19 protein-coding genes and 2 pseudogenes are annotated in these 22,575 nt (G+C 72.7%); 9 read left to right on the top strand and 12 right to left on the bottom strand.

The annotated features are described in order from the left end of the window. The first annotated feature begins 2 nt into the window (after positions 1 to 2). The gene (locus tag ACFQ8C_RS21675) at positions 3 to 554 is read left to right on the top strand and encodes an EF-hand domain-containing protein (RefSeq protein ID WP_383459935.1); all 552 of its coding nucleotides are present in this window, start codon (positions 3 to 5) and stop codon (positions 552 to 554) included. Between the two features lie 75 nt (positions 555 to 629). On the opposite strand, the gene ACFQ8C_RS21670 is transcribed toward ACFQ8C_RS21675, so the two are convergent. From ACFQ8C_RS21670 to ACFQ8C_RS21660, 3 genes and pseudogenes are all read right to left on the bottom strand, one after another. After that, positions 630 to 2,915 carry a WD40 repeat domain-containing protein gene (locus ACFQ8C_RS21670; protein ID WP_383459933.1) on the bottom strand — a complete coding sequence of 762 codons (2,286 nt, stop codon included), beginning with the start codon at positions 2,913 to 2,915 and terminating at the stop codon, positions 630 to 632. A gap of 211 nt (positions 2,916 to 3,126) precedes the next feature. Further along, positions 3,127 to 4,923: pseudogene (locus ACFQ8C_RS21665) on the bottom strand (trypsin-like peptidase domain-containing protein); the annotation flags it as partial. A 34-nt stretch (positions 4,924 to 4,957) separates the two neighbouring features. After that, positions 4,958 to 5,329: a CU044_2847 family protein gene (locus ACFQ8C_RS21660; RefSeq protein WP_383459930.1), complete on the bottom strand. Its 372-nt coding sequence runs from the start codon at positions 5,327 to 5,329 to the stop codon at positions 4,958 to 4,960. A 233-nt stretch (positions 5,330 to 5,562) separates the two neighbouring features. Here ACFQ8C_RS21660 and ACFQ8C_RS21655 point away from each other — a divergent pair, with 233 nt between their 5' ends. Next, a complete protein-coding gene (locus ACFQ8C_RS21655) occupies positions 5,563 to 5,961 on the top strand; it encodes a hypothetical protein (RefSeq protein WP_383459927.1) in 399 nt (132 codons plus the stop codon). A 23-nt stretch (positions 5,962 to 5,984) separates the two neighbouring features. On the opposite strand, the gene ACFQ8C_RS21650 is transcribed toward ACFQ8C_RS21655, so the two are convergent. After that, positions 5,985 to 7,217, bottom strand: coding sequence for an NAD(P)/FAD-dependent oxidoreductase (locus tag ACFQ8C_RS21650; protein ID WP_383459925.1), 1,233 nt, complete (start codon positions 7,215 to 7,217; stop codon positions 5,985 to 5,987). Between the two features lie 209 nt (positions 7,218 to 7,426). On the opposite strand from ACFQ8C_RS21650, the pseudogene ACFQ8C_RS21645 reads away from it, so the two are divergent. Beyond that, positions 7,427 to 7,898 (top strand): annotated as a pseudogene (locus ACFQ8C_RS21645) (SDR family oxidoreductase); the annotation flags it as partial. A gap of 596 nt (positions 7,899 to 8,494) precedes the next feature. Here the strand turns inward: ACFQ8C_RS21645 and ACFQ8C_RS21640 are convergent. Further along, positions 8,495 to 9,001: a hypothetical protein gene (locus tag ACFQ8C_RS21640; protein WP_383459923.1), complete on the bottom strand. Its 507-nt coding sequence runs from the start codon at positions 8,999 to 9,001 to the stop codon at positions 8,495 to 8,497. A gap of 152 nt (positions 9,002 to 9,153) precedes the next feature. On the opposite strand from ACFQ8C_RS21640, the gene ACFQ8C_RS21635 reads away from it, so the two are divergent. Next, positions 9,154 to 10,461, top strand: coding sequence for an FHA domain-containing protein (locus ACFQ8C_RS21635; protein ID WP_383459920.1), 1,308 nt, complete (start codon positions 9,154 to 9,156; stop codon positions 10,459 to 10,461). 101 nt (positions 10,462 to 10,562) lie between these two features. Here the strand turns inward: ACFQ8C_RS21635 and ACFQ8C_RS21630 are convergent, their stop codons facing one another. Next, positions 10,563 to 10,898, bottom strand: coding sequence for an SCO4225 family membrane protein (locus tag ACFQ8C_RS21630; protein ID WP_383459917.1), 336 nt, complete (start codon positions 10,896 to 10,898; stop codon positions 10,563 to 10,565). 89 nt (positions 10,899 to 10,987) lie between these two features. Further along, positions 10,988 to 11,236, bottom strand: a complete 249-nt coding sequence (locus tag ACFQ8C_RS21625; RefSeq protein ID WP_383459915.1) for a hypothetical protein — start codon at positions 11,234 to 11,236, stop codon at positions 10,988 to 10,990. Between the two features lie 222 nt (positions 11,237 to 11,458). Here ACFQ8C_RS21625 and ACFQ8C_RS21620 point away from each other — a divergent pair, with 222 nt between their 5' ends. Then, the gene (locus tag ACFQ8C_RS21620; protein WP_383459912.1) at positions 11,459 to 12,043 is read left to right on the top strand and encodes a DinB family protein; all 585 of its coding nucleotides are present in this window, start codon (positions 11,459 to 11,461) and stop codon (positions 12,041 to 12,043) included. Between the two features lie 292 nt (positions 12,044 to 12,335). Here the strand turns inward: ACFQ8C_RS21620 and ACFQ8C_RS21615 are convergent, their stop codons facing one another. Continuing rightward, positions 12,336 to 13,193, bottom strand: a complete 858-nt coding sequence (locus ACFQ8C_RS21615) for a helix-turn-helix domain-containing protein (protein ID WP_383459910.1) — start codon at positions 13,191 to 13,193, stop codon at positions 12,336 to 12,338. 85 nt (positions 13,194 to 13,278) lie between these two features. On the opposite strand from ACFQ8C_RS21615, the gene ACFQ8C_RS21610 reads away from it, so the two are divergent. Continuing rightward, entirely contained in the window at positions 13,279 to 14,172 is an 894-nt protein-coding gene (locus tag ACFQ8C_RS21610; RefSeq protein ID WP_383459907.1) for a phytanoyl-CoA dioxygenase family protein, read from the top strand. 215 nt (positions 14,173 to 14,387) lie between these two features. Here the strand turns inward: ACFQ8C_RS21610 and ACFQ8C_RS21605 are convergent, their stop codons facing one another. Next, a complete protein-coding gene (locus ACFQ8C_RS21605; RefSeq protein ID WP_383459904.1) occupies positions 14,388 to 15,017 on the bottom strand; it encodes a GNAT family N-acetyltransferase in 630 nt (209 codons plus the stop codon). Positions 15,018 to 15,275: 258 nt separating this feature from the next. After that, a complete protein-coding gene (locus tag ACFQ8C_RS21600) occupies positions 15,276 to 15,671 on the bottom strand; it encodes a cupin domain-containing protein (RefSeq protein WP_383459901.1) in 396 nt (131 codons plus the stop codon). A gap of 52 nt (positions 15,672 to 15,723) precedes the next feature. Here ACFQ8C_RS21600 and ACFQ8C_RS21595 point away from each other — a divergent pair, with 52 nt between their 5' ends. From ACFQ8C_RS21595 to ACFQ8C_RS21585, 3 genes are all read left to right on the top strand, one after another. After that, positions 15,724 to 16,716: a GlxA family transcriptional regulator gene (locus ACFQ8C_RS21595; protein WP_383459899.1), complete on the top strand. Its 993-nt coding sequence runs from the start codon at positions 15,724 to 15,726 to the stop codon at positions 16,714 to 16,716. Positions 16,717 to 17,048: 332 nt separating this feature from the next. Further along, entirely contained in the window at positions 17,049 to 17,453 is a 405-nt protein-coding gene (locus ACFQ8C_RS21590) for an STAS domain-containing protein (protein ID WP_383459897.1), read from the top strand. Between the two features lie 316 nt (positions 17,454 to 17,769). Beyond that, a complete protein-coding gene (locus ACFQ8C_RS21585) occupies positions 17,770 to 18,150 on the top strand; it encodes a thiol-disulfide oxidoreductase DCC family protein (RefSeq protein WP_383459894.1) in 381 nt (126 codons plus the stop codon). A gap of 173 nt (positions 18,151 to 18,323) precedes the next feature. Here ACFQ8C_RS21585 and ACFQ8C_RS21580 read toward each other — a convergent pair whose 3' ends face one another. Both ACFQ8C_RS21580 and ACFQ8C_RS21575 read right to left on the bottom strand, forming a co-directional pair. Beyond that, positions 18,324 to 19,217 carry a hypothetical protein gene (locus ACFQ8C_RS21580; protein WP_383459971.1) on the bottom strand — a complete coding sequence of 298 codons (894 nt, stop codon included), beginning with the start codon at positions 19,215 to 19,217 and terminating at the stop codon, positions 18,324 to 18,326. Positions 19,218 to 19,351: 134 nt separating this feature from the next. Next, the gene (locus ACFQ8C_RS21575) at positions 19,352 to 22,459 is read right to left on the bottom strand and encodes a tetratricopeptide repeat protein (RefSeq protein WP_383459892.1); all 3,108 of its coding nucleotides are present in this window, start codon (positions 22,457 to 22,459) and stop codon (positions 19,352 to 19,354) included. Positions 22,460 to 22,575 lie beyond the last annotated feature (116 nt).

Here is a 22,575-nt window from a genome sequence, read left to right as displayed (position 1 = left end):
TCGTGACTGCACTTCAGAACCTCAAGTACGCCCAGTGGTTCAGGGGCGCCGACGTCGACGGCGACGGGTTCATCACCCAGCGCGACGTCCGCATGATGAGCGAGCGCTACATCGCCGCCCGCGGCACCACGCCGGTCTCCGCATCCGCCCGCCTGCTCACCGAAGGGATGGACGGGTTCTGGAGGAACGTGATCGCCCCGATGGACCAGGACGGTGACGGGAAGGTCGATCTGCGGGAGATGACCGAAGGGTTCAAGCGGGTCCTGACCGACCCCGCCCTGTACCCGCAGCAGGTCGAGCCGGTGACCGACTGCTTCTTCGATCTCGTCGACCTCAACGGAGACGGCAAGATCGACCAGGCGGAGTTCCAGCTGATGTTCGACGCGGTCGCCGGCGTTCCCGGCGAGGACTGCGCCGCGGTCTTCGCCGCCTTGGACCGGGACGGTTCCGGCGCACTGGACCGCGCCGAATTCCACCAGGCGGTCACGGAGTTCTTCTACGGCGACGACCCCGACGCTCCTGCCAACCACCTGTTCGGCAGGCTCGCCGGCTGACGGCCCCGCTCCCGAGCGACGGCAGGGCCGGGCGACACCGTGGCGCAGGCGAGACGGTGATCGTCCGGACGGTTCCTAGGCGGGGCACACCGGCGCGGGGTCGTGGTCGCGGAGGTACTGCTCCTTCTCCTCCCGGGTGAAGTCGCGGCCCAGCCTGTCGCAGACGGCGTCGGCGATCGTCTGCGCGTCACGGAGCGGCAGCACCCACAGGCGCGCGCTGCCGTCGCTGCTTCCGGTGGCGAGCCGCGTCCCGTCCGGGCTGAAGGCCACCGCGTGCACCATGTCGGTGTGTCCGCTGAGCCTGGCGAGGACCTCGCCGGTCCGCACGTCCCACAGGCGTACGGCGTCGCTGGTTCCTTCGGCGAAGAGGGCCCCGTCCGGGCTCACCCCCACCGACCACACGGCGTCGGAGGTCCGCAGGGGGACGGCGCGGGCCTTGCCCGTCCGCAGGTCCCACCGGGAGGCGAAGCCGTGCCGGCTCGCGCCGTGGAGGGTGCTGTCATCGGCGTCGAACCTCACGAAGTACGTCTCCTGCGCGCCGCCTTCAGGCGTGGCGCGGGCCTTGCCCGACGCCACCTCCCACAGCCGGGGCCCCTTGTCCGTTCCGGCGGCGAGCAGAGTGCCGTCGTGGCTGAACGCCACGGACCAGACGCGGACGTCCTCCGTGGGGCCGGTGAGCGTGGCGCGCGCCCTCCCGGTCCGCGCGTCCCACAGGCGTACGGCGCCGTCGTGGGCGCCCGTGGCCACGGTGGTTCCGTCGGGGCTCAGCGCCAGCGCCGAGACGTCCTCCTCGACCGTGAAGAAGAAACGGACCTTCTCCGCCTCCACGTCCCAGAACTTCACGCGGCTCACGTCGGAGTCCTCACGCTTGCCGGTGCCGGTGACCAGGGTGCGGCCGTCGGAACCGAACACCGCCGCGTGCACGATGCCGTCGTCGCTGCGGAGCATTCCGCGGGCCGCGCCGGTTCTGCCGTCCCACAGTCGTACGCCGTTCTCGCTTCCGGTGGCGAGCGTGCCGCCGTCGGGGCTGAAGGCGGTGGACCAGACGGAGAGGTCCTCGTCGGCGCCCGTCAGGGTGGCGCGGGCTCTGGTGGAACGCACGTCCCAGAGGCGCGCCGTGCCGTCCGACGCGCTTCCCGTGGCGAGCGTGCCGCCGTCGGGGCTGAATGCCAGGGACACCTGTTCCGACGCGGCGTAGAAGGTGGCGGCGAGGTCGTGGCTCCTCGTGTTCCACAGGTGGACGGTGCCTTCCAGACTGCTCGTGGCGAGCACGGTTCCGTCGGGGCCGAACGCGACCGAGCCCGCGTTCACGGTGCCGGGGAGCACGGTGTCCTCACCCGTCCTCATGTCCCACAGGCGCACCCGAGTGGTGTCGTCGGCTGCGGGATCGCCGGAGACCGTGCCGCTGACCACGGCGAGGGTGCGGCTGTCCGGGCTGAACGCCACCGAGCGGGCGATGTCGCTGCCCGCGAGCGTCCTGCGCGGCTTTCCCGTCCTCGCGTCCCACACGCGTACGGCATCGCGGACTCCGGGCAGCGGCAGCGCGATGCCCGCGGTGGCGATCATCGTGCCGTCCGGGCTGAACACGATCTCGTCCAGGACCTTGCCCCAGCCCTGGTCGATGACGGGCTCGCGGGGCTTGCCGGTGCCCGTGTCCCACAGGCGTACCACGCCGTTCAGACCACCGGTGGCGAGCGTGGCGCCGTCCGGGCTGATCGCCACGGCGGACACGCCTTCGGCGTCGCCGGTGGCGGTGAGCCGCGACCTGCCGGTCCGCGCGTCCCACAGGCGCGCGGTGCCGTCGAAGCTCCCGGTGGCGAGCGTGGCGCCGTCCGGGGCGAACGCCACGGAGGACACGCTCTTGGTGTGACCGGTGAGGGTGAGGCGGGGCTTCCCGGTCCGTACGTCCCACAGGCGCGCGGTGCCGTCCTCGCTCCCGGTGGCGAGCGTCCCGCCGTCCGGGGCGTACGCCACCGCGTTCACGCCGCTGTCGGCGTCGAAGAGCCGTTCGAGGGGGACGGCGGGCGCTCCGTACAGGGCGCTGGCGGCCTCCTCCGTGCGGTGCGTCCGCCACGCCTTGACCGCCAGCAGCGAGGACAGGTCGGGCCGGGTGGCCGCCAGGCCGGTGGAGAGCGCGGCGAGCTGCCGGGACTGGGCCACGTGCTGGGCCTCCACCGCGGCGTCCTGTTGGTAGAAGGCGATGCCGGTGGCGAGCAGGGCGAGGGCCAGCAGTCCGGCGAGGACGAGGTTGAGCCTCTTGGTGCGGCGGACGGCGGCGTCCTGCCGCTGCCGGCTCGCCCGGAGGAAGGCGGTGGTCTCGGCCGGGAGCGGGCGCGCGCTCGCCCACTCCTCGCCCTCCACGAGGAGCGAGCCGCTCAGCAGGTCCCCGGGAAGGCCGCTGCGCGCGTGACGGGCCTGCTGATCGGCGGCGCGCAGGAACCAGACCTGGAACCTGTGGTCCTGGGCGACCCATTGGCGCAGGTCGTCCCAGTCGCGGACGAGCGTGTCGTGGATGAGTTCGGCGGTCGGTTCGCCGGGGGACGCGCCGGGGGGGCGCCATGGTCCCGGTGGTGATGATGCGGTGCCGGGACAGGGCGGCCAGGACGGCGTCGAAGACGGCGTCGGTCTCGGCGCCCGACACGTTCGGGTCGGCGGTCAGGGCGCGGAGGCGGGTGAGCGGGACCGGCTGACGGGTGGCGGGAATGCTGTTGGCCTCGTCGGCCGGGCGTACCAGCGCGGTGAGGATCCGCCGCGCCGTGGGCCGATGGTCCGCGGGCAAGCGGGTGAGCGCGCTGTTGCACCAGGTCGTCAGGGCGCCCGTGACCTTGCCGATTTTTTCGTACCCCGCGTGGGTGAGAAGGCCGTCCTCGGGGCGGCGGCGCTCCCACAGTCGGCTCAGCGCCAGTTCCAGCGGCGGGAGCAGGGTGACGGGGGCCTGCCGGGCGCCCGGTCCGGCGTCCAGGACGTCGTTGACGATGCGGTCGGCCAGGCCGTTCTCCAGCGGCAGGCCGACGGCGGCCGCGGGCCCGGTGACCATCGCCTTCAGCTCGGGGCGGCTCAGGGTGGCGGGTACGTTGCACAGGCCGGGCAGGACGGCGTTCATCAGCTCGGGGGCGAGGGCGTCGAGCGGGACGTAGAAGTCGTTGCGCATGATCAGGAGCACGGTGACGGGGGCGTACGACCCGGCCAGCTCCACCAGTTGGTCGGCGGCGCTCGGGCGCGCGCTGTCGGCCCGCCCCTTCTCCTCACCGGCCTGCTCCGGCCCCTGGTCGTCGCCGGCGGGCCGGTGCGCGGCCGGGTTCTGCTGGGTGAGGAGTTCCTCGAACTGGTCGATGACCAACAGCAGACGGTCGTGGTCGGGTTCGGCGTCCAGACGGTTCCGGACGGCGGCCGTCAGGCCCCCGGTGGTGGCGCCGGGCAGCCCCGCCGCCTCCAGCTCGGCCAGCAGATCGCGGCCGGGGCGGGCGGACAGGGTCAGCCACCTGTCACTGCCCGGTATCGCCCCGTCGGCCAGGGCGGGCAGCACACCGGCGTTGACCAGCGAGGACTTGCCCGCCCCCGAGGGGCCGAGCAGCATCAGCGCCCGCCGGTTCCCCTCCAGCGCCGCCAGCACCCGCTGCACGGCGGCCTCCCGGCCGTGGAACCAGTCGGCGTGCCGGGCGGTGAAGGGTTCCAGACCCAGATACGGGCATGCGTGGGTCTCGGGGAGGAGGGGCCCGCCGGCCTCCCGCAGCACCTCGGCCGGGGTGGCGTAGGCGATGCCCAACCCCTTGAGATGGGCGTCGGGGGCGACGATGGCGGTGACCATGCCGATCACCAGGCCGGTCATCCTGTCGACCACGGGCCCGCCGCTGAACCCCGTGGTCAGGTCGTTGGCACGCGACAGCTGAAGCAGCCGCCCGGAGTCGCCGCTGCCGGGCAGCAGCTCACCGGCCTCGGCATACCCGTAGTGCCCGCTGCCGGGGGCCTGGGCGGGAAAGCCGAACGCGTGGACCCGGTGCCCCCGGCATCCGGCCGCCACCCCCACCGGCAGACCCCGGGCGCCCACCGGAGCGGCGTCGAGCCGGAGCAGGGCGATGTCCTCCGCCTCCGGCGCCCGCCATCCGGAGGCCACCACGTCGGCCGTCGCGCGCGGCGCGCCGGGCAGGTTGGGAAAGGCGAGCCCGACCCGGCCGCCCGGGGACGCTCCCGCGGCCCGGACCACGTGGGCGCAGCTGAAGCCGGTGTCCTCGCCGGTCAGGAAGCCCGACCCGGCCACGCCGCCGTTCGCGTCGAGGACCTGGAAGACCGACGCGTACGCCCAAGGCTCGCCGGCCCCGTCCGACCCGTCCCAGGGAAGCCCCGCCGCCGGCCCGTCGCCCTCGCTCATCGCGACCCCGTTCGCGGGTGGTCGCCCCGCGTCCTCACGGGGTTTCCCGTCGGCCGTCCTCGCTCGCGGTGCTCTCCCACACCACACGAACCTTCAGGTGGACGGCGGCCTCGCCGCTCGTGATGATCACACCGGACTTCGCCGCCAGGTTCACCCCGAACTCCACCTCGACCGTCCGCGACCCCGTGAGGCTCAACTGCTCCACCACCGCCCGCGCCGTCTCCCGTACGGGGGCCAGCGACTCCTGGAGCGTCCGCGGCAGATCACGGACCGCGTCGCCGATCCGGCCCGCCTTGACCGGCCCGCCGGCCTCCGGCGGCGACACCGACTCCGGTGTGCCGTGCACCTCTTCGAGGAGGATCGACCCGCCGCCCTCCAGCGGCACGCGCACAAGACCCTGCACCATGTGGACCCCCGGGACATCGCAGCTGATGAACCGTCATTGAATCAAGGCGAGGGTTCCCGCCTCAGGCTTTCCGGGTCACGCCGCCCAGGACCAGCACATGCGGACCCGACCGCTCCGATTTGCTCGGTCGGCCGGACCCGCGCCGAGCGTGACCGTGATCGCGTCGGTGGCAGCCGGGCCGACTGCGGGGTCAAGCGCCGTCGGTCGGGCTCTGGTCGCCACGAGGACGCCGGGTGGGCAAGTGCCGCCGGACGCCGTCGACCGGGGGCGCCTTCCACGGCCACACCCTCGTCGCGGTCGCCGCCGTGGTCCTCCTCGTCGCTGTTCCTCTGACCACGGGCACCGTCTCCGTCGCCCGCGACCGCGCCCTGGCCGCCGACGCCCGTCCCGTCGCCGAGCGCTGGGCGGCGGCCGGCGCCTGGCAGATCGCTTCCGTCGACGCCCGCAACGACGTCCTCCTCGTCGGCGTCCTGGGCCTCCCGCCCCAGCCTGCCCCCACCGCCCTGCGCACCGCCCTCGACCGCGCCGGGATGAGCGACGCGGACCTCCAGCTCCGTCTCGTCGGCGGCCGCACCCACTGGTGCCCCGCCGGTACCGACGTATGCACCGTGGAGGACTCACCCGTCGGCTGACCGCGACCGAACGGCTGCGACGGTCAGCCGTTGCCGTTGCCGTTGCCGTTGCCGTTGCCGTTGCCGTTGGGCGTTTCCGTGTGGTGGGCCTGTAGGAGCAGTCGCCTACGGGCGGCGGCGCCGCCCGTGATGCGGTGCAGGCGGTACGAGCCGGGCTCGCGGGCCTCGCCGGCCAGTTGGTCGTGGATGCTGCGGCAGGCGATCTCCTTGAACCTGGCGCCCAGCCGGCCGCCGATGTGGAATCCGACGGCGGTGTCGGAGCGGTCGGCGAGCTGGAAGAGGCCGGCGTCGCGCCCGAGGCTGACGCATTGGGCGTAGAAGCCCTGGTGGAGGGCGTCCGGCCGCTCTCCCGCGAGGCGGCTGAGAACGGTGTCCGCGGCTCGCACGCCCTGTGGCATCGCCGACTGGCAGCTCATCCGGGACGGCAGGCCGGACGGTGCCGCGGAGTCCCCGGCCGCGACGACGCGTTCGTCGTCGACGCTGGTGAGTGTCTCGTCGGTACGCAGTCGGCCCAGGGCGTCGGTGCTGAGCCCGCTGCGCGCGGCGAGGTCGGGAACGCCGAAGCCGGCGGTCCAGATCGTCACCCGGCTCGGGAGCCCACGTCCGTCGGCGAGGTGTACGGCGTCACGGGTCACCTGCGCCACCCGCGTACCGGGGCCGTCGACGACCGTCACTCCGAGCTCGGACAGCCGCCTGGCGACGGAGCGACGGGCCCGGGCGTGGAGGTACGGGCCGAGCTCGCCGCCGCAGACCAGGGTCACCGCACGGCCGGCCTCCGCCAGTTCTGCGGCGGTCTCGATCCCGGTGGGCCCGGCGCCGACCACCGTCACGGGCGCGGTCGGAGGTGCGGCGCCGAGGAGCGGGCGCAGCCGCTCGGCTTCCTCCAGAGTGGCGATCGGGTACGCGAACCGGGTCGCTCCCGGAACGTCCGGGTCGGCGCTGCCGCTGCCCGCGGCGTAGACCAGGTGGTCGTAGGTGAGCGTTCCCCCGTCGGCCAGGGCGACCCCGCGCCCGGGGACGTCGATCCGGGTCGCGGTGCCGACCAGGAGCCGGACGCCGTCGGCCAGGACGTTCTCGTAGGCGACGACCGCGTCGTCGGAACCGCCCACCAGCTGGTGGAGCCGGACCCGGTGGACGAACGACGGGCGCGGGTTGACGAGCGTCACGACCACGTCCGCGCGGCTCCTGAGCCGGTTCGCCGCCATCACGCCCGCGTAACCTCCACCGATCACGACCACGTGCGGGTTGTTGTTCATGGTGTCTCCTCCGTCCGGGGGTGTCCGGCCCCAAGACACCGGGCCCGCGACGGTTGTGACGGGACGTGGCGCAGGTCGCCTCACCCGGCCGAAAGTCCGCTCCCCGCACATGCGGGGACGCGTGGGCGTCGTCCGTTCGCCGGTGGGGGCGGGGCCGAGCGTGTGACCTGAAGTCGACGGGTCGTCCTGTCTCCGCAGGTCAAGGCGTCGGGGTCAGCGGCCCGAACGGTCGGCTGGTCGACGCGGACGCCGAAGGCATGCGCCAGGCGCTGGGGGTCAATGTGCTCGGCTACCTCTTGTGTGCGCGTCGCGCGGTGCGGGACATGTCGCGGACCGGCGGGGGCGCCCTCGTCAACGTCTCCTCGGCCGCGGCGACCCTCGGAAGCCCCGGCCAGTACGTGCACTACGCCGCGGCGAAGGCGGCGGTCGACGCCATGACGGTGGGCCTGTCCAAGGAAGTCGCCGCGGACGGGATCCGTGTCGACTGCGTCGCCCCCCCCCCCCGGCACCGTCTGGACGGACTTTCACGCGGACCCGGAACGGCCCGCCAAGATCGCCGCCAACATTCCCATGGGCCGGGCCGGGCAGCCCGAAGAGATCGCCGGCGCCGTCTCCTGGCTCCTGTCCGCCGACGCGGCCTACACGACCGGCGCGGTTCTGCGCGTCGCCGGCGGCATGTAGCGAGCGGCCGGAGGGCGAGTCACCGATCACCGATCGCCGAGTCCGGCGCCGGACTCGGTGATCGGCTCGTCGGCATGGGGAAGTCGTCGCGCTCCTCGATGCGGCGCCCGTTCCACCAGGGTGGGGGAGCCGCGTTCTCTTGGTGCTCACTCGACCCGACGGGTGCCTGGACACGGCTTCGGCCTCGACGTGGTCGCCCGCGACGCCGAGCCGGTTCGCGAGTGAACTCACCTTCGGACAAGGAGAGTTGCCGAGCGCTGTCGTGTCGTAATCTCGTAGGGAAAGCACGGTCGGTGCTTGGCTACGGCAGCGGCGGTAAGAGCGGGGGAGGCTCTCATCGGAACCGGCGTCGACGACATGCTCACCCCCCTCGGGCCCGACGATCCCCGGGAGGTCGCCGGACACCGCCTGATCGCCCGTCTCAGCGTGCGTGGCATGGGCACCGTCTACCTCCCGCGCATGCGCGGCGGCCGGTCCGTCGCCCTGACGCCGATCCTGCGCGAGTACGGCCAGGCCCCCGAGTTCCGGCAGCGTTTCGAACAGGAGGTGCAGGCCGCCCGCCGTGCCCAAGGCCATCACCCGGCGCCGGTGGTCGATCACGACGCCTCGGGCCCCTCGCCCTGGTCGGCCCCGGCCTTCGTCCCCGGCATCACGCTCCACGAGGCGCTCGGTGTCTTCGGGCCGCTGCCGCTGCGGGCCGTGTTCCCGCTCGTCGGTTGCGCGGCCCGGTCGCCGGCCTCGATCCACGTGGCCGGTGCCGTCCGCCGGGACCTGGAACCGGGCAGCATCATGCCCGCCCCCACCGGCCCGTACGTCATCGACTTCGGCATCGCCCGAGCCGCCGACGTCACCCGGATCACCCGCGGCGGACGGATCATCGGCACCCCGCAGTACATGTCACCGGAGCACGCCCCGGGCGATCCGGTCGCCTCGGCCACGGACGTCTTCTCCCTCGGCGACTGGCTCCCGGCCCCCGTGACGGCGGTCGTCGAGCGCCGGGCGCGGGCGGCGGCCCACTCGCCCCGCCCGGACGGCGGCACCGATCCGGCGGCCGAGGCGACCTTGCCGCCGACGGTGACCGGCACGTCCGGCACGTCCGGCACCGGGACGGCCCCCCGTCACCTGGCCACGGCCCACCGGCACCTGGCGCGGCGCCCAGAGCGCCGGCAAGACGGCCCGCCAGTGCCGGGAGGGCTCCCAGGGAGGCGGCCTCCCCCCGGAGACCGATGCCGACAAGCTCCGCGAGGAGATCCCCGTGGGCACCCTGCCGCGCGGAAGGACCAGCGGCGACAAGCTCACCCCGCTGGAGATCACCAGGGCCACCAGGGCCACCAGGGTCACCAAGAACGCCGACAGCGACCTGCCGAACCACTTCGCCAAGCCGACCGTCCGGAAGCTCTGGAAGAGCGGGGGAACCATGACGCCGGAACGACACCTCACCGCCGACTTCGAACGGGCCGCGTTCCTCGTCGACCTCTCCAACGTCGTCCGCGCCCGGCCGCTCGGCGGCCGGGCCGGCCGCTCCCTGCACCGGCTCCGCCTGGTCGCCGACGCGGCCGCGACCCTCGCCCGCGATCCCGACGTCCAGCTCTACCTCGTCGCCGACCGCAGCCTCCGGCTCGGCGGACGCCATGAATGGGCGGATCCGGCCGAGGCCCAGCAGCTCGGCCGGTGGGTGCGGCTCGGTCTGGTCGAGGAACTCGGGGACGCCGACGAGCGGATCCTCGAACTGTGCGAGATGACCGGCATCCCGGTGATCTCCGGCGACTACTTCCGTGACGCCCGCCTCGCCTACCGCTGGATCCAGGGCAACACGGACGACTTCCTGCGCCCCGCCCCCGGCCCCGGCGGCACGGTCGTCCTGGAGCCCCGCGACATGGGGATCGCCTCCGCTCGGGACATCTCCCGGAAGCTGGAGGAGTCGGACCTCAAGCAGAAGGGCCTGCTCGACCGCCGCCGCAAACCGCTCTCGGAGGTCGTACGCCGCAACTGGCGCTGCCCCGAACCCCGCTGCACCCTGTACGACACCGAGCGCGGCAGCTTCGCCCTGCTGCCCCGCATGCGCGGTGGCGTCCCCCGCTGCGAACAGCACGGCGGCCGGCTCCTCGACGCCGGCCCCCGCACCGCGACGGCCCAGCTGAAACTGCTCGTCGACGGCGAACTGAGGGAACGCTTCACCCTGGAGGACGGCACCACGGTCCGCGTGGGCCGTGCCCCGGGCCCCGGCGGAATCCCCTTGCACGGCCTCGTCCCCGCCGAGCGCGCCGCCGGTCTCAGCCGCGCCCACGTCGAGCTGCGGATCGCCGGCGGCACGATCCACGTCCGGGACCTGAGCACCTACGGCACCCGGCGGCGGACCACCGCCCGCCGTACCGGCCCCGACCCGTGGACGCCCCTGATGCCGGGCCGCGACCACGGCTTCCACGGCGGCGACGAACTGGAACTGGTCCGGGGCGTGGTGCTGGCCCGCAGCGGCCGCCGCTTCCCGACCGAACTCGCCCAGCGCTGGCTGAGCCACCGGCCACCGCAGGAGCCGGACTCGTCGACGACGACGTACGTGTGAACACACCCGACCTCGCCCCGGGGAAGAGCTGCACAGGGTGTCGGCCACAAGCCCTGGACGGCCGGACCGCGAACCGGTCGGTGGGCTCGCGGTGGGTCGGATCATGGGGTGGTGCGGGCGTGCTGCGCCGGGTTTCCCCGTAGTCCTCTGTACGCGAGGCCGAGGAGGCAGGAGTGGAGCAGCGCGGAGAGGGCCAGCGCCGTGAGGAAGTACCCGGTCGCCAGACCCGAGTCGCCGTTCGCGAAGTCGGGAAGGAGCAGGAGCATGCTGGTGGGAGCGGTGACCAGGATGATCCAGACGGCCGCGAAGCCAGTGTCCGCGGTCGCCGAGGCGAACACCATGGGGAGCGCCGCGGCTGCCACCAGGCCGAGGTAGACCAGCGAGGCGGGGTTGGCGAACGTGAGCCGGACGAGTGCGCGTGGGTGGATGTCTCGCATGATCGGTTCCTCCTGGGCGGACAGGACGCCGTGTCGGCGACGGTTCGATCGTGGCGTCGGAGCGGCGTCCGTCGCCTGAGTAGCGCTACTCAAACCCTGGTGGGTGGCAGTGCGTTGCGGGCCGTGGAGCTGATCACGACGGTCGCCGTGAGGGCGGTGATGGTGGTCGGCGTGCTCGCCGGGCGGCGGCGGGTCGCGCACATCCCCTGCGGGCTCGTGTCGAAGGAGTTCTCCTGGTCGGCCCGTCGCCGAGACGTGGCCGGATCGAGGAGGCAGGGGTCGGCGACATCGACGGGGACGTCCCCGTCGATCCCACCACCGTGTGGGCCCACCGGCATGCGGTCGGAGCCTGCGTCGATCCACCACGAGCGTCATGCGCCTGTCTGCCCACCTGCCCACCTGCCCGCCTGCCCGCCTGCAAGCTTCGCGAGCTTCTTGTAGCAGGTCAGCGCGGCGGCTGCGGCCAAGACTCGGCTCTGCCAGGCCTCGGCTCTGCCAGGCGTTGCGGACCACGTACGGGATCTTGAGACCACGAGCAGCCCATGGCAGGCTCATGCCGCATGATCGATGAATTCGCGAAAGGCAACCTGCACGGGAGACTGCGGCGGGACCGCGAGGCGCTGCTCTGGAAACTCGACGGCTTGTCCGAATACGACGCCCGCCGACCTTTGACGGCGACCGGGACCAACCTCCTCGGCCTGGTCAAACACGTGGCCACCGTCGAGGCCAGGTACTTCGGCGAGGTCTTCGACCGCCCTTCCCCGGAACCGCTGCCCCGGTGGCAGGACTCCGACGGCAGCGATCTGTGGGCGACCGAGGACGAGACCCGCGATCAGATCATCGGGTTCTACCGGCGCACGTGGGAGCACTCGGACGCCACGATCGACGGGCTTCCCCTCGACGCCCCCGGCCACGTGCCGTGGTGGCCGGAACCTCATGCCGACACGAACCTCTTCGCCGTCATGGTCCATGTCCTCGGCGAGTCCATCCGGCACGTCGGGCACGCCGACATCCTGCGCGAGGGCGTCGACGGCCGGACCGGGTTGCGTGCCGAACACGAGAAGCAGGTCGACGAGGAAGCCCGTGCGGCCTACCGCGCGAAGATCGAGCAGGCCGCCAGAGCGGCCGCACCCGTCAAGGCGTAGAAACCGTCTCACGGGACGTGATGTTCGTGCGGCGTGACGCCGGTCGCGGGTGCTGATCCATCGAAGCGTCTGGTTCCTGATGAACTCGGGGAGTCGGCCGCCCCGTTGCTGCCGTCGTTCGCTGCTCGTCCGCAAGGTGGCGGGACCGCTCCGTGTGACGAGCGGGCCGGTTCACGGCCATGGTGGACGCGCCTGTGACGTCGGCTGTACCGGGCGGCTGTACCGGGCCGGTTGCACCGGATGGTCGCGCCGGGCGGTCGTGGACCCGGCGGGCGGAGGGCGGTCCCGGCCGTCAGCGCCTCTGCTGCTTGCGGAAGGCGGAGGGCGCGACGCCCACGTGGCGGGTGAAAACCCTGGTGAAATAGGCGGGGTCGGGATACCCGACGTCCCGTCCGACGAGCGAGACGGGACGGTCGGTGTCGGTGAGCAGGGTCTTGGCCCGGTCGATCCGGCGACGCGTCAGGTACACCGTGGGCGGGGAACCGGTGATCCGACGGACGGCGGTGATGAGGGTGTCGCGGGACACCGCCAGTTCCTGGGCGATGTCGCCGATCCGCACCGGGCCGTCGGCGGCGTCGAGCAGTTGCAGCGCACGGCGTCCGATGTCGGGGCGGGCGCGGCCGGGATCCGCGGACCTCGGTCGGCCGCTGCCCACGGCGGTGATCAGGGCGTGGAGGGAACTCGTGGCGGCCAGGTGGCTGTCGAGCGATTCGGGCCCGGTGAGCAGGTCCAGGACCCGGACGCACAGGGCACGGGCCTCGTCGGGATCGGCCGGCTCGGCGACCGGGTGCTCGGCGCCGAGACGACCGAGATCCCGGTAGGCTGCCGCGGCGGGCCCCTCGAACAGCACCCAGTACTCGTCCCAGCCGTCCGGCGACGGCCCGTAGCGGTGGCCGATCCCGGGCGGCAGCCAGAAGAACGACCCCGGTCGCACCTCGTGCCGGCTCCGGCCCTGGAGCTCCAGGAACCCCGCCCCGCGGAGCACGAGGACACCGGCGTGGCAGTTCAGGACGCGTTCGGCCTGGAGGCGTCGCTGACCGAGGATCCGCCCGGCCCCGGTCACCGCGATTCCCAGCGCCCGCACGCCCGCCGGCGGGGTGCGGTACCGCGCCACGGAGTCCACCCCGCCCTCACCCACGTCGGCCGCCACCCGCCACACCTCCTTCGACAATCGTCCAAGTTTTCTCGGAATCCGTGCATGGTGCCTCGTCAGCGCCAGGAGCGACGATCCCGTCATGCGTACGAGACAGTCGGACCGGCCGCTGCCGACCACCCTCAGATCCAACGGCTACCACCTGGACACGAGCGAGCGCAGACTCGGACGCCTGGACCCGGTCCCGGCGTCCGAACGTCACGACCCGCACGCCCTGCGGGCCCGCCTCGCCCAGGACGGCCACCTCTACCTGCCGGGCTTCTTCGACCGCGCGACGATCGAGGGCTTCCGCCGCCACTACTTCGCCACCCTGGCCCAGGCTGGACTGACCCGTCCGGGCTCCGATCCGCTCGAAGGACTCGCCGGGGCCGCCGGGGACCTGGACCGGGCGCGCCTGCGCCACCTGCTGTTCCGGCAGATCGTCCCCGGACGGGAGTACGAGGACCTCTGCCGGCACCCGGACCTGGTCGCCTTCCACCGCGGGCTGCTCGGCACCGACGACGTCCACCTGCACCGCAGGAAGATCATCCGCCATGTCGGCCCGGGCGAGTCGGGCATCGGTACCGCCACACAAGCCCACTACGACCTCGTCTACCTGCGGGAAGGCACCGACCGCGTCGTCTCCTCCTGGATTCCCCTGGGCGACTGCCCCCTTACCCAGGGCCCGCTCGTCTACCTGGAAGGCAGCCACCACCGCGTCCTGGCGGACGAGGCCGCCGGCCGTCTGCGCCGCCCCGCCGCGTCGATCACCGCGGACCTCCCCGCCCTGGCCGAGGAGTACGACTCCCGGTGGCTCGTCACCGACTTCGCGGCCGGGGACCTCATGGTGCACAGCGCCCACATCATCCACGCCTCCCTCGACAACCAGGACCCCACCGGGCGGTTCCGCCTCTCCACCGACATCCGCTACCAGGCCGCCTCGGACCCTGTCGACGCCCGATGGCAGGACCACTGGCACGACCAGGACGGTCTGTGACGCCCCCTCTGCACGGCAGCCTCCTGACCCGGCCCGCGACCTGCCCCTGACCGAGCGCTTCACCCGCATCGCGCGAGCCGGCTTCGACGGCGTGCGGATGAACGTGGACGGTCGCAGATGCGCTGTGTCTCGGCCCCAGGCGTGCTGTGCCTCGGCCCCGGATGCCGTGGCGAGGACGACTCGGGCTTCCTCGGAGCCGGCGGACCCGCCCCCTGTCAGCTGTGTTCGAGGCTCCGAGCGATGCGCTGCCCAAGCCTGGCCCGGCAGTCCGGCCACTCCGCTGCGGTGATCGAAAAGATCGCGGAGTCACGGAGGAGACCGTCCTCGCCAGGGGCCCATGACCGGGACCAGTTCCGCAGCACGCCTTCGAAACGGGCGCCTACCCCTTCGATCGCAGCCCGGCAACGGGTGTTGCGCGCGTCCGTCTTCAAATCGACACGCGCCACCCCCCAGTTCTCGAACGCGTGCCTGAACAGCAGGTACTTGGCCTCGGTGTTCATCCCGGTGCCTTGAGCCGACGCCGCGAGCCAGGTGAAACCGACCTCGATCGCGCACAGGCCCTCTCCCGTCGGCCACGGTCGCGGATCCCAGTAGGCCGTGGCCCCGACTGCCCGCCCTGACACACGATCCACCTGCGCGTAAGGAGCGAGCTTCCCGGCAGCGGCGCGGGCGAGCTGGGCGTCGATGTATCCCTCGACCTCGGCGGCCGTCGGCACCCACGTGAACCCGTACGAGTCACGGTTCTCCTCCACCGCCGCGGCCAGGTCCTCCGCATGGCGGTGATCCAGCGGCTCCAGGCGTACGCGTGTGCCTTCCAGAACCGGTCCCTCAAGCGCGAAGTCCATTGATCACCACTCCACTGTCAGCACGGATTGCTCGCTCTGCCCCGCAGGTATGGACCGCACAGTTCCAGAGCCGCCGCTCCATGTCGCATGAATTACGCGGTGCCGGAGCAGCCCGGAAAGGGGCGGAGCGCTGGACGTCCACCCGTACGCAGCGGGGGAGCCAGGGGCGTACGCCGCAGCAGCGGGCGTGGTGAGCCGGAACGCCCAAGGGGGCGGCTACCGGCGGGACGACTCCTGGCAGGACGCCCGCCTCTCGGGTCAGGTGGTGAGGGCGTGCCCGGTCGTCGAGTCGACATGCTCCGGGATCTCGTCGTGTCGATCGCCCACGGTCGGTGTCCCGGTGGGCTCGAACATGAGGATCGCGGCGCCGGACGGAGCGTGTGGCTTGTGCTCTGTGCCTCGGGGGACGGTGAAGACCGCCCCCTGCGGGAGCAGCACCGTGCGCTCCCCGCCGGACTCGCGCAGGGAGATGCGCAGTTCGCCGTCGAGTACCAGGAAGAACTCGTCGGTGTCGTCGTGGACGTGCCAGATGTGTTCGCCCTCGCCCTTGGCGATGCGGACGTCGTAGTCGTTGACGCGCGTGACGATGCGGGGGCTCCACAGGGCGTCAAAGGAGGCCAGAGCCTTGCCGAGGAGGAGGGGTTCGTTGTTCATGGGCTCATCCTGAGTCGTTTCGCACGACCGCGGTGAGTGCTAGGAATCGCATATGACGAAAGAATCCTCGCACGCGGCCCACACGGCGGGCGTACACCGGGTCGTCGTGATCGTGGACGAGAACTCGAACCCCTTCGAGCTCGGCTGCGCGACCGAGGTCTTCGGTCTGCGCAGACCGGAGATCGGCCGTGATCTCTACGACTTCGGGCTCTGTTCCCCCGAGCCCCGCACCCTGATGCGAGACGGGTTCTTCACGCTCACGGGAGTCGCCGACCTGGAAGCGGCCGACGCGGCGGACACCCTGATCGTCCCCAACCGCCCGGACACCGAAGTGCCCCGCCGTCCCGCCGTGCTCGATGCCGTCCGCCGGGCACACGCCCGCGGTGCGCGCCTGGTCGGCTTCTGCAGCGGAGCCTTCACCCTGGCCGAGGCCGGGGTCCTCGACGGGCGCCGGGCCACCGCGCACTGGCAGTGGGCGGATTCCTTCCGGGCCCGCTTCCCCTCGGTCCGGCTGGAAACGGACGTGCTGTTCGTGGACGACGGTGACATCCTCACCGCGGCGGGGAGCGCGGCCGCGCTCGATCTCGGGTTGCATCTGGTTCGCCGCGACCACGGCGCGGAGGTCGCCAACTCCGTGAGCCGGCGGCTGGTCTTCGCGGCGCACCGGGACGGTGGGCAGCGGCAGTTCGTGGAACGTCCCATGCCCGACCTGCCGGACGAGTCCCTGGCACCTGTCCTGGCCTGGGCTCAGGAACGGTTGGACGCACCGCTCACGGTGTCCGGCCTCGCGGCGCGTGGGGCGGTCAGTCCTGCGACTCTGCACCGCCGCTTCCAGGCGCAACTGGGCACGACGCCGCTGGCGTGGCTGACGGGGGAACGGCTGGCCCTGGCGTGCCGGTTGATCGAGCGAGGCGAGTCCCGGTTCGAGGTGGTCGCGCGACGCAGCGGGCTTGGCACCGCTGCCCATCTGCGCACGCTGATGCGTCGCGAGACCGGCATCACGCCGTCGGCGTACAGGGCCCGGTTCGGGCCGCAGGCGAACTGACGGCGGGCATCCGCCCGTGACGAACCACGTCCGCTTCGTCATCCGTCTCCCGTCCGCCGGACACGAAGCCCGGACACGAAGCGAGGACACGGCCTGCCCGCACACCGGATCCCGCCGCCGGCAACCGTGCTGACCTGCGAAGTGTGCATTGCGGCCCGCGGGGGAGGATGGTGGGACCGACCGGACCGATCCGGGTTACCGTCGGCGCCCCACCTTCCCGCCGGCGGCGATGTCGCCTCGAAACCAGGCTCCGACGCCTGGGATCCCGCGGAGGCAAGCGGGAGCACACTGCCGGAGGGCCACCTCGCAGCGCAGGATCGAGGCGCATCACCATGACACCCGACCGACCCCGACACCACGAGACCAGCTCCCGCCTCCACCTCGTCGACGGCGCGCCCGCCTGGCGCGCCCGCCACGGCAACGCTCTCGTCCGCTACACCCCGACCGCCCGCCCGGACACGGCCGCGCTGCTCCTGAGCGGCGAGTTCGACGCCGAGACCGTCGGCTGCCTGCGCGAAGCCCTCGACGCGGTGCGCACCCCGCAGATCGAGCGGGTCCTGCTGGACCTGGCGGGCATCGGCTTCGGCGATTCCGCGCTCGTCCACGCACTGACCGACACCCGGCGCCGGCCGGAGAAGCACATCCTCCTCGGCCCGCTCACCAGGCAGTTTTCCCGGGTGCTCGACCTGACGGACAGCCGGCGCCGGCTCGACATCGCCTTCGACGACGCGGCCTGACCGACCCCGCTTCCACCACGGCCGGGCGGACGGCGGGCCTGTACGGCTGTGCTCGTCTCCGGCAAGGACACCACCGACAAGGACACCACCGGCAACACCCTCCTGGCTCCGGCCGACAGCGGCCGCCGACCAGGTCCGACGGGTACCTTCCTGCCGCATACGGCACCCCCGGCCCTCCCTCTCTCGCCGGGACTCCCACCACAGCCTCACCGCCGCGCTTCCGGCCGCGCAGCGGGACGGCGGCGGACGGGCCGAGAGGGTCCGTACGCCGCCCTGGTACGCGTCCTGAGGCGTCACGACACAGCATGATGAAGGCATGCGTACTCGGCCTGTGCTCGTCTACGACGGAGACTGCGGCTTCTGCACGACGTCGGCGAATTTCGCCGAACGACGTGTACGGCCTCGCTGCGACATCGTCCCGTGGCAGTTCGCGGACCTCGGCGCCCTTGGCGTCACGCGGGAGCGTGCGGAGTACGAGGTGCTGTGGGTGACGCCGGCCGGAGCCGTGGAGGGAGGGGCCCGGGCCGTCGCGAAGGCCCTCCTGAGCGCGGGCGGAGCCTGGGCGGTCTTGGGCGCGGCGCTCCTGCTGCCCGGCGTGCGGTGGGCAGCCCGACGCGTCTACCGGCTCGTCGCGGCCCACCGACACCGGCTCCCGGGAGGAACACCGGCCTGCGCCATGCCCCGCCGCCCCCGGTGACCGGAGTTTCCGGGGGAGTGGCGCTTTCGGGGAGCGGCGGGCAAGGCAGGCGGGTGAGGTCCGCGGGGAGTGCGAGCGCCGCGACGTCGTGGAACGGCGCTTCGACCGCCTGAAGCAGTGGCGCGGCGTCGCCCCCCCCGCCACGACAGGACCGCCCGGTCCCGCCGCCCTGCCTACAGGCTCAGCACGTACCACTGCTTGGCGGACCGGCCACGCAGATAGAGACACCGGCCTCGGCCGACGGGGCGTGCGTACCCCTGGAGTGGTGATCCGTTGGGCATCGTGAGCACCGCTTCCTCGACCACGATCGCTTCACTCGGTGCCATGCCGCAGTAGTGCAGCCTGTCCCTTCGGCCGGAGTCACGGGGACCACCGCCCAGAAAGAGCACCTGGTCGCCCTGAACGGCCAGGCCAAGAGGGGATTTCACAGGGCTCTTCCGCACGTGGAGCCGCCCGTCGGCCCGTGCTTCGAGCAGCGGGAAGGAGGGCCAGTAGACGGCCCAGGCAGCCGAGTCGACGACGTTGAGGGCGTAGACCGTGTCGATGTGCGCGGCACCCTGGGGAGCCCGGTACCCCCACAGGTGGTTGCCCCCGCTGTCCCAACGGGCCAGGCCGGCCGCGCTGATGGGGTCGACGTAGACCCCTTCGTCGTAGTAGGCGCTCCAGAGGTTGTTCCGACGGTCCGCCATCATGAACTCCACCGCGGCACCCAGGGCGAAGTCGCGGCGGGGACGGCCGTCACGACCGAAGATCTGAGCGTTGCGTTCCCCGGAGGAACCGCTGCCCTGCAGGACCAGACGGCCGTTGGGCAGAGCGTCGAGGCGGTACGGCGTCAGGGCCACGCCTCGCAGGACCCGCTCCTGCGCTTCTCCCGCTTCGTCGACGACGAGAAGGGCGTCGAAAGGCAGACTCCGGGGGCGAGGCCGGGATTTCCCGTACGGGTTCGGCGGGAAGACCGCATCGGGACAGATCAACCACAGAGCCCTTCCCCACGCGTCCACCGTGGAAGCCAGGACCTTCCGGTCGTCGTACTGCCGAGGCAACAACGCGTAGGGGCGCAGTGCCACCTTCTTCAAAAGACCACCTCGCGGGGGAAGGAATACGGCAGCCCATCATCCCCGAGGCGCACGCGCGGCCCGACATCGGGCCGCGCGGTTCCCGGAGCAGCGCGGCCACCCGGGAGTGTGCCGCCCGCCGAGCATCATGTCCGGGTCTCGGCGTCGAGGACGGCCTGCCACCGCTTGAGCTCCGCGAGCGTGCTCCGGACCTCGCGGTGGTCACGGCTGCCGTATATGCGGGCCTCGTCCTGGGCGAGCTCTCGCAGCGCGTCCACGGCACCCGCCGGGTTGCCGTCCGCCCCGATCAGAGCCGCCCGGTGGTATCGGGTCAGCAGCGTGTGCGGGTGGTCGGGGCCGAGGACGCGGGTGCGGTCGGTGAGGAGTTTGGCGTAGGCGTCGGCGGCGCCGGTGAGGTCGCCTGCTTTGCCGCGCCACTCGGCGAGGTTGCTGCGGGTGATGAGGGTGTCGGGGTGGTCGGGGCCGAGGGTGCGGAGGTGGTGGGTGAGGAGTTCGGCGTAGGCCTCCGCGGCTCCGGCGGGGTCGCCGGCCAGGCCGCGCCAGCGGGCGAGGTTGCTGCGGGTGATGAGGGTGTCGGCGTGGTGGGGACCGAGGGTGCGGAGGTGGTCGGTGAGGAGTTCGGCGTAGGCCTCCGCGGCTCCTGTGGGGTCACCGGCTTCGCCGCGCCAGGTGGCGAGGTTGCCACGGGCGACAAGGGTGTCGGGGTGGTCGGGGCCGAGGGTGCGGAGGTGGTGGGTGAGGAGTTCGGCGTAGGCCTCCGCGGCTCCCGCGGGGTCGCCGGCCAGGCCGCGCCAGCGGGCGAGGTGGCTGCGGGTGGCAAGAGTGCTCGGGTGGTCGGGGCCGAGGGTGCGGGTGCGGTCGGCGAGGAGTTCGGCGTAGGCGTGGGCGGCCCCGGCGGGATCACCTGCTACGCCGCGCCACTGGGTGAGGTGGCTGCGGGTGGTGAGGGTGCTCGGGTGGTCGGGGCCCAGGACGCGGAGTTGGTCGGCGAGGAGTTCGGTGAAGGCGTGGGCGGCGCCGGTGAAGTCGCCGGTCTGGCCGCGCCAGTCGGCGTGGTTGCCGCGGGTGATGAGGGTGTGGTGGTGGTCGGGGCCGAGGAGCTGGTGCGCGGTGGCGTGGAGGTGCTGGTAGTGGTCGCGGGCAGCGGCGACGTGTCCGGCTTGGCCGAGGGTGGTGCCGGCGCGGAAGAGCACAGCGTGCAGGCCGTCGTCGTGGGGGTCCCGGAGGACGGTGTGGGCGGTGAGGGACGCGGTGGCTGCGCGGTAGTTGGTGCTGGTGGGGTTCTCGTGTTCGGGCCAGGTCTCGAGGAGCGCGTCGGCGGCGACTGCTCCGAGCCGGTCGATCTCCCCGGGGGCACGTGTTTCCCGCAGCGTGCGCTGGAGGAGTTGGTGGGTGCGCAGGGTGTGGTCGGTGGTGATGTCCGTGAGGTGGAGCCGGTGGAGGACCCGCAGCGCCCGCTTCACGTCCCGCTCGGTCACGGGCCTGGCCGGAGTCCGCGTCCCGGCGTCCCGTGCCCGCTGGAGGTGCTGCTGGAGCGCCGGTGCCGCGGTGATGCCGTCGGGTGTGTTGCTGGGGTCGAGGAGCGCCAGAACATGCAGGAGCGGCTGGGCGAGTCCGGCGGGGGTGAGGGCGTTGGCGTAGTCGATGGACAGGGTCCAGGCGGCGGTGACGGTGTGGGCCTGCCGGTCGGGAAGGCCCTCGATCCCGGGCAGGGCGTCGTCCAGTGGCACCTCGCGGAGTTCCGCGCGGTACTCGTCCAGGGCGAGACCGTTCTCGCGGATGTAGCTGGCGGCCTGGGCGAGGGCGAGGGGGAGGTGACCGAAGTCGTCGGCCAGTTGCCGTAGCTCGGTGTCGTCCAGGTCGATGCCGGTACCGGTGAGGCGTTGCCGGAGGTAGTGGACGGCTTCGTCGGGGGTGTAGAGCCCGACGGTGATGTGCCGGCGTCCCTCGGTCAGCGCCGTGTCGCGGTTTCGGGTGGTGATGAGGGTGCGTCCGGTGGGTGTGGCCGGCGGCCACAGGTCGCGTAGCACCCCCGCGTCGGGGAGGTCGTCGAGGACGATGAGCCAGTGTTCACGGGTGGTCTGGAGCCAGGTGAGGAATCCCCGAGCCGCCTGGTCGGCGTTGTCGCCGGTGGCGAGGGGCACTCCCGCTCTGCCGAGTTCCTGGCCCGCCTGGGCGTAGGCGGCGGTGAGGGAGGCGGCGTCGGTAGCGGTGATCCAGAGCAGGAGGTCGACGGGCGGGACGGTGTCCGTCGGAGAGGCGAGCACGGTGCCGGTGGGTACCGGCAGACCGCTGGCCTGGCGGACCTGCTGGATGTGGTGGACGGCGAGCTGGGTCTTCCCCACGCCACCGAGTCCGGTGACGACGGCCGCCGCGTCGCCGGTGACGACGTCGGGTGCGTCGGCCCGGATGGTGGTGTCGCCGGCGGCCAGAGCCGCGGCGAGCTGGTCGACGACGGCGCGGTGCTGGTAGGCGGTGGCGAGTTCGGGAACGGTGCCGAACTGCCGCGGCCACACCGTCGCCCTTGCTTCACCGGTGGCGGCGGTGATGTCGTCGGCGGTGTGCCGGGTGCCGGGGAAAGCGTGCTCGGCCAGCACCGCAGCGAACGCCGGGTCGTCGAGGAGCCGGTGGACGGGTTCGGCGGTGAGGCGTCGTTCGCCCATGCCGGTGCCGTATTCGACGACGACGCCGACGAGGTGGCCGTCGGAGAAGATGGCGGTGCCGGAGGCGCCGGCCCAGGGGCGTTCCTTCTGCTGTGTGGCGGCGGGCCAGATCCGGCAGTCGAGGGCCCACCGCCTGCCCGCGGTGGTCAGGGGAGCGAGTTCGCCGCGGAGGTGCTCGTACTGGACGGTGCCGCCCGCGGCGGTGGAGAACGCGGGGACGCCGATCCCGGAGTAGGGGAGAGGCGCGGTGTCCTGAGGCCGTCCCCATCGCACGGCCGAGGTGTGGCCCGCGTCGGCGTCCTGGTCGAGACGGAGCAGCGCGACGTCCGGCACTCCCGGGTTGTCGGGGTCGGCGTCGGCGGCGGGCCAGACGACTGTTGCGGTGCGCTGGTGCAGCCCGGCCTCGGTGCGGGGGTGTCCGACCCAGACGGTGGCGCCTTCCGCGCGGATGCCGTCGTCGTGGACGACGTGGAGTGCGGTCAGCACGAGCCGGGGCCCGATGAGATAGCCGGACCCCGACCCCCCGACCGGCTGGTCGGGCTTGATGTAGACCGTCCGTTGAGCGTCCACCGTGGTCCCTCCGTACCCCGCTGCGTCAGCCTTCTGGTGGGTCGCCGTGTCAGGCGTCGCCGCCGGGCGGGGTGTCGGCTCCCGGCTGCCCGCCGGGTACGTTGTTGCGGCGGATG

The organism is Streptomyces sp. NPDC056503 (assembly GCF_042794995.1).
Classification (GTDB): domain Bacteria; phylum Actinomycetota; class Actinomycetes; order Streptomycetales; family Streptomycetaceae; genus Streptomyces.
This window is presented reverse-complemented; position numbering and strand designations above follow the sequence as displayed.

What these genes read in the sequence shown, in the direction of transcription:
- ACFQ8C_RS21620 (WP_383459912.1), top strand. Translation starts at nt 11,459, where the DNA reads ATGATCGATGAATTCGCGAAAGGCAACCTGCACGGGAGACTGCGGCGG.
- ACFQ8C_RS21630 (WP_383459917.1), bottom strand. Translation starts at nt 10,898, where the DNA reads ATGCGAGACATCCACCCACGCGCACTCGTCCGGCTCACGTTCGCCAAC.
- ACFQ8C_RS21625 (WP_383459915.1), bottom strand. Translation starts at nt 11,236, where the DNA reads ATGCCGGTGGGCCCACACGGTGGTGGGATCGACGGGGACGTCCCCGTC.
- ACFQ8C_RS21595 (WP_383459899.1), top strand. Translation starts at nt 15,724, where the DNA reads ATGACGAAAGAATCCTCGCACGCGGCCCACACGGCGGGCGTACACCGG.
- ACFQ8C_RS21610 (WP_383459907.1), top strand. Translation starts at nt 13,279, where the DNA reads ATGCGTACGAGACAGTCGGACCGGCCGCTGCCGACCACCCTCAGATCC.
- ACFQ8C_RS21585 (WP_383459894.1), top strand. Translation starts at nt 17,770, where the DNA reads ATGCGTACTCGGCCTGTGCTCGTCTACGACGGAGACTGCGGCTTCTGC.
- ACFQ8C_RS21660 (WP_383459930.1), bottom strand. Translation starts at nt 5,329, where the DNA reads ATGGTGCAGGGTCTTGTGCGCGTGCCGCTGGAGGGCGGCGGGTCGATC.
- ACFQ8C_RS21650 (WP_383459925.1), bottom strand. Translation starts at nt 7,217, where the DNA reads ATGAACAACAACCCGCACGTGGTCGTGATCGGTGGAGGTTACGCGGGC.
- ACFQ8C_RS21590 (WP_383459897.1), top strand. Translation starts at nt 17,049, where the DNA reads ATGACACCCGACCGACCCCGACACCACGAGACCAGCTCCCGCCTCCAC.
- ACFQ8C_RS21605 (WP_383459904.1), bottom strand. Translation starts at nt 15,017, where the DNA reads ATGGACTTCGCGCTTGAGGGACCGGTTCTGGAAGGCACACGCGTACGC.
- ACFQ8C_RS21600 (WP_383459901.1), bottom strand. Translation starts at nt 15,671, where the DNA reads ATGAACAACGAACCCCTCCTCCTCGGCAAGGCTCTGGCCTCCTTTGAC.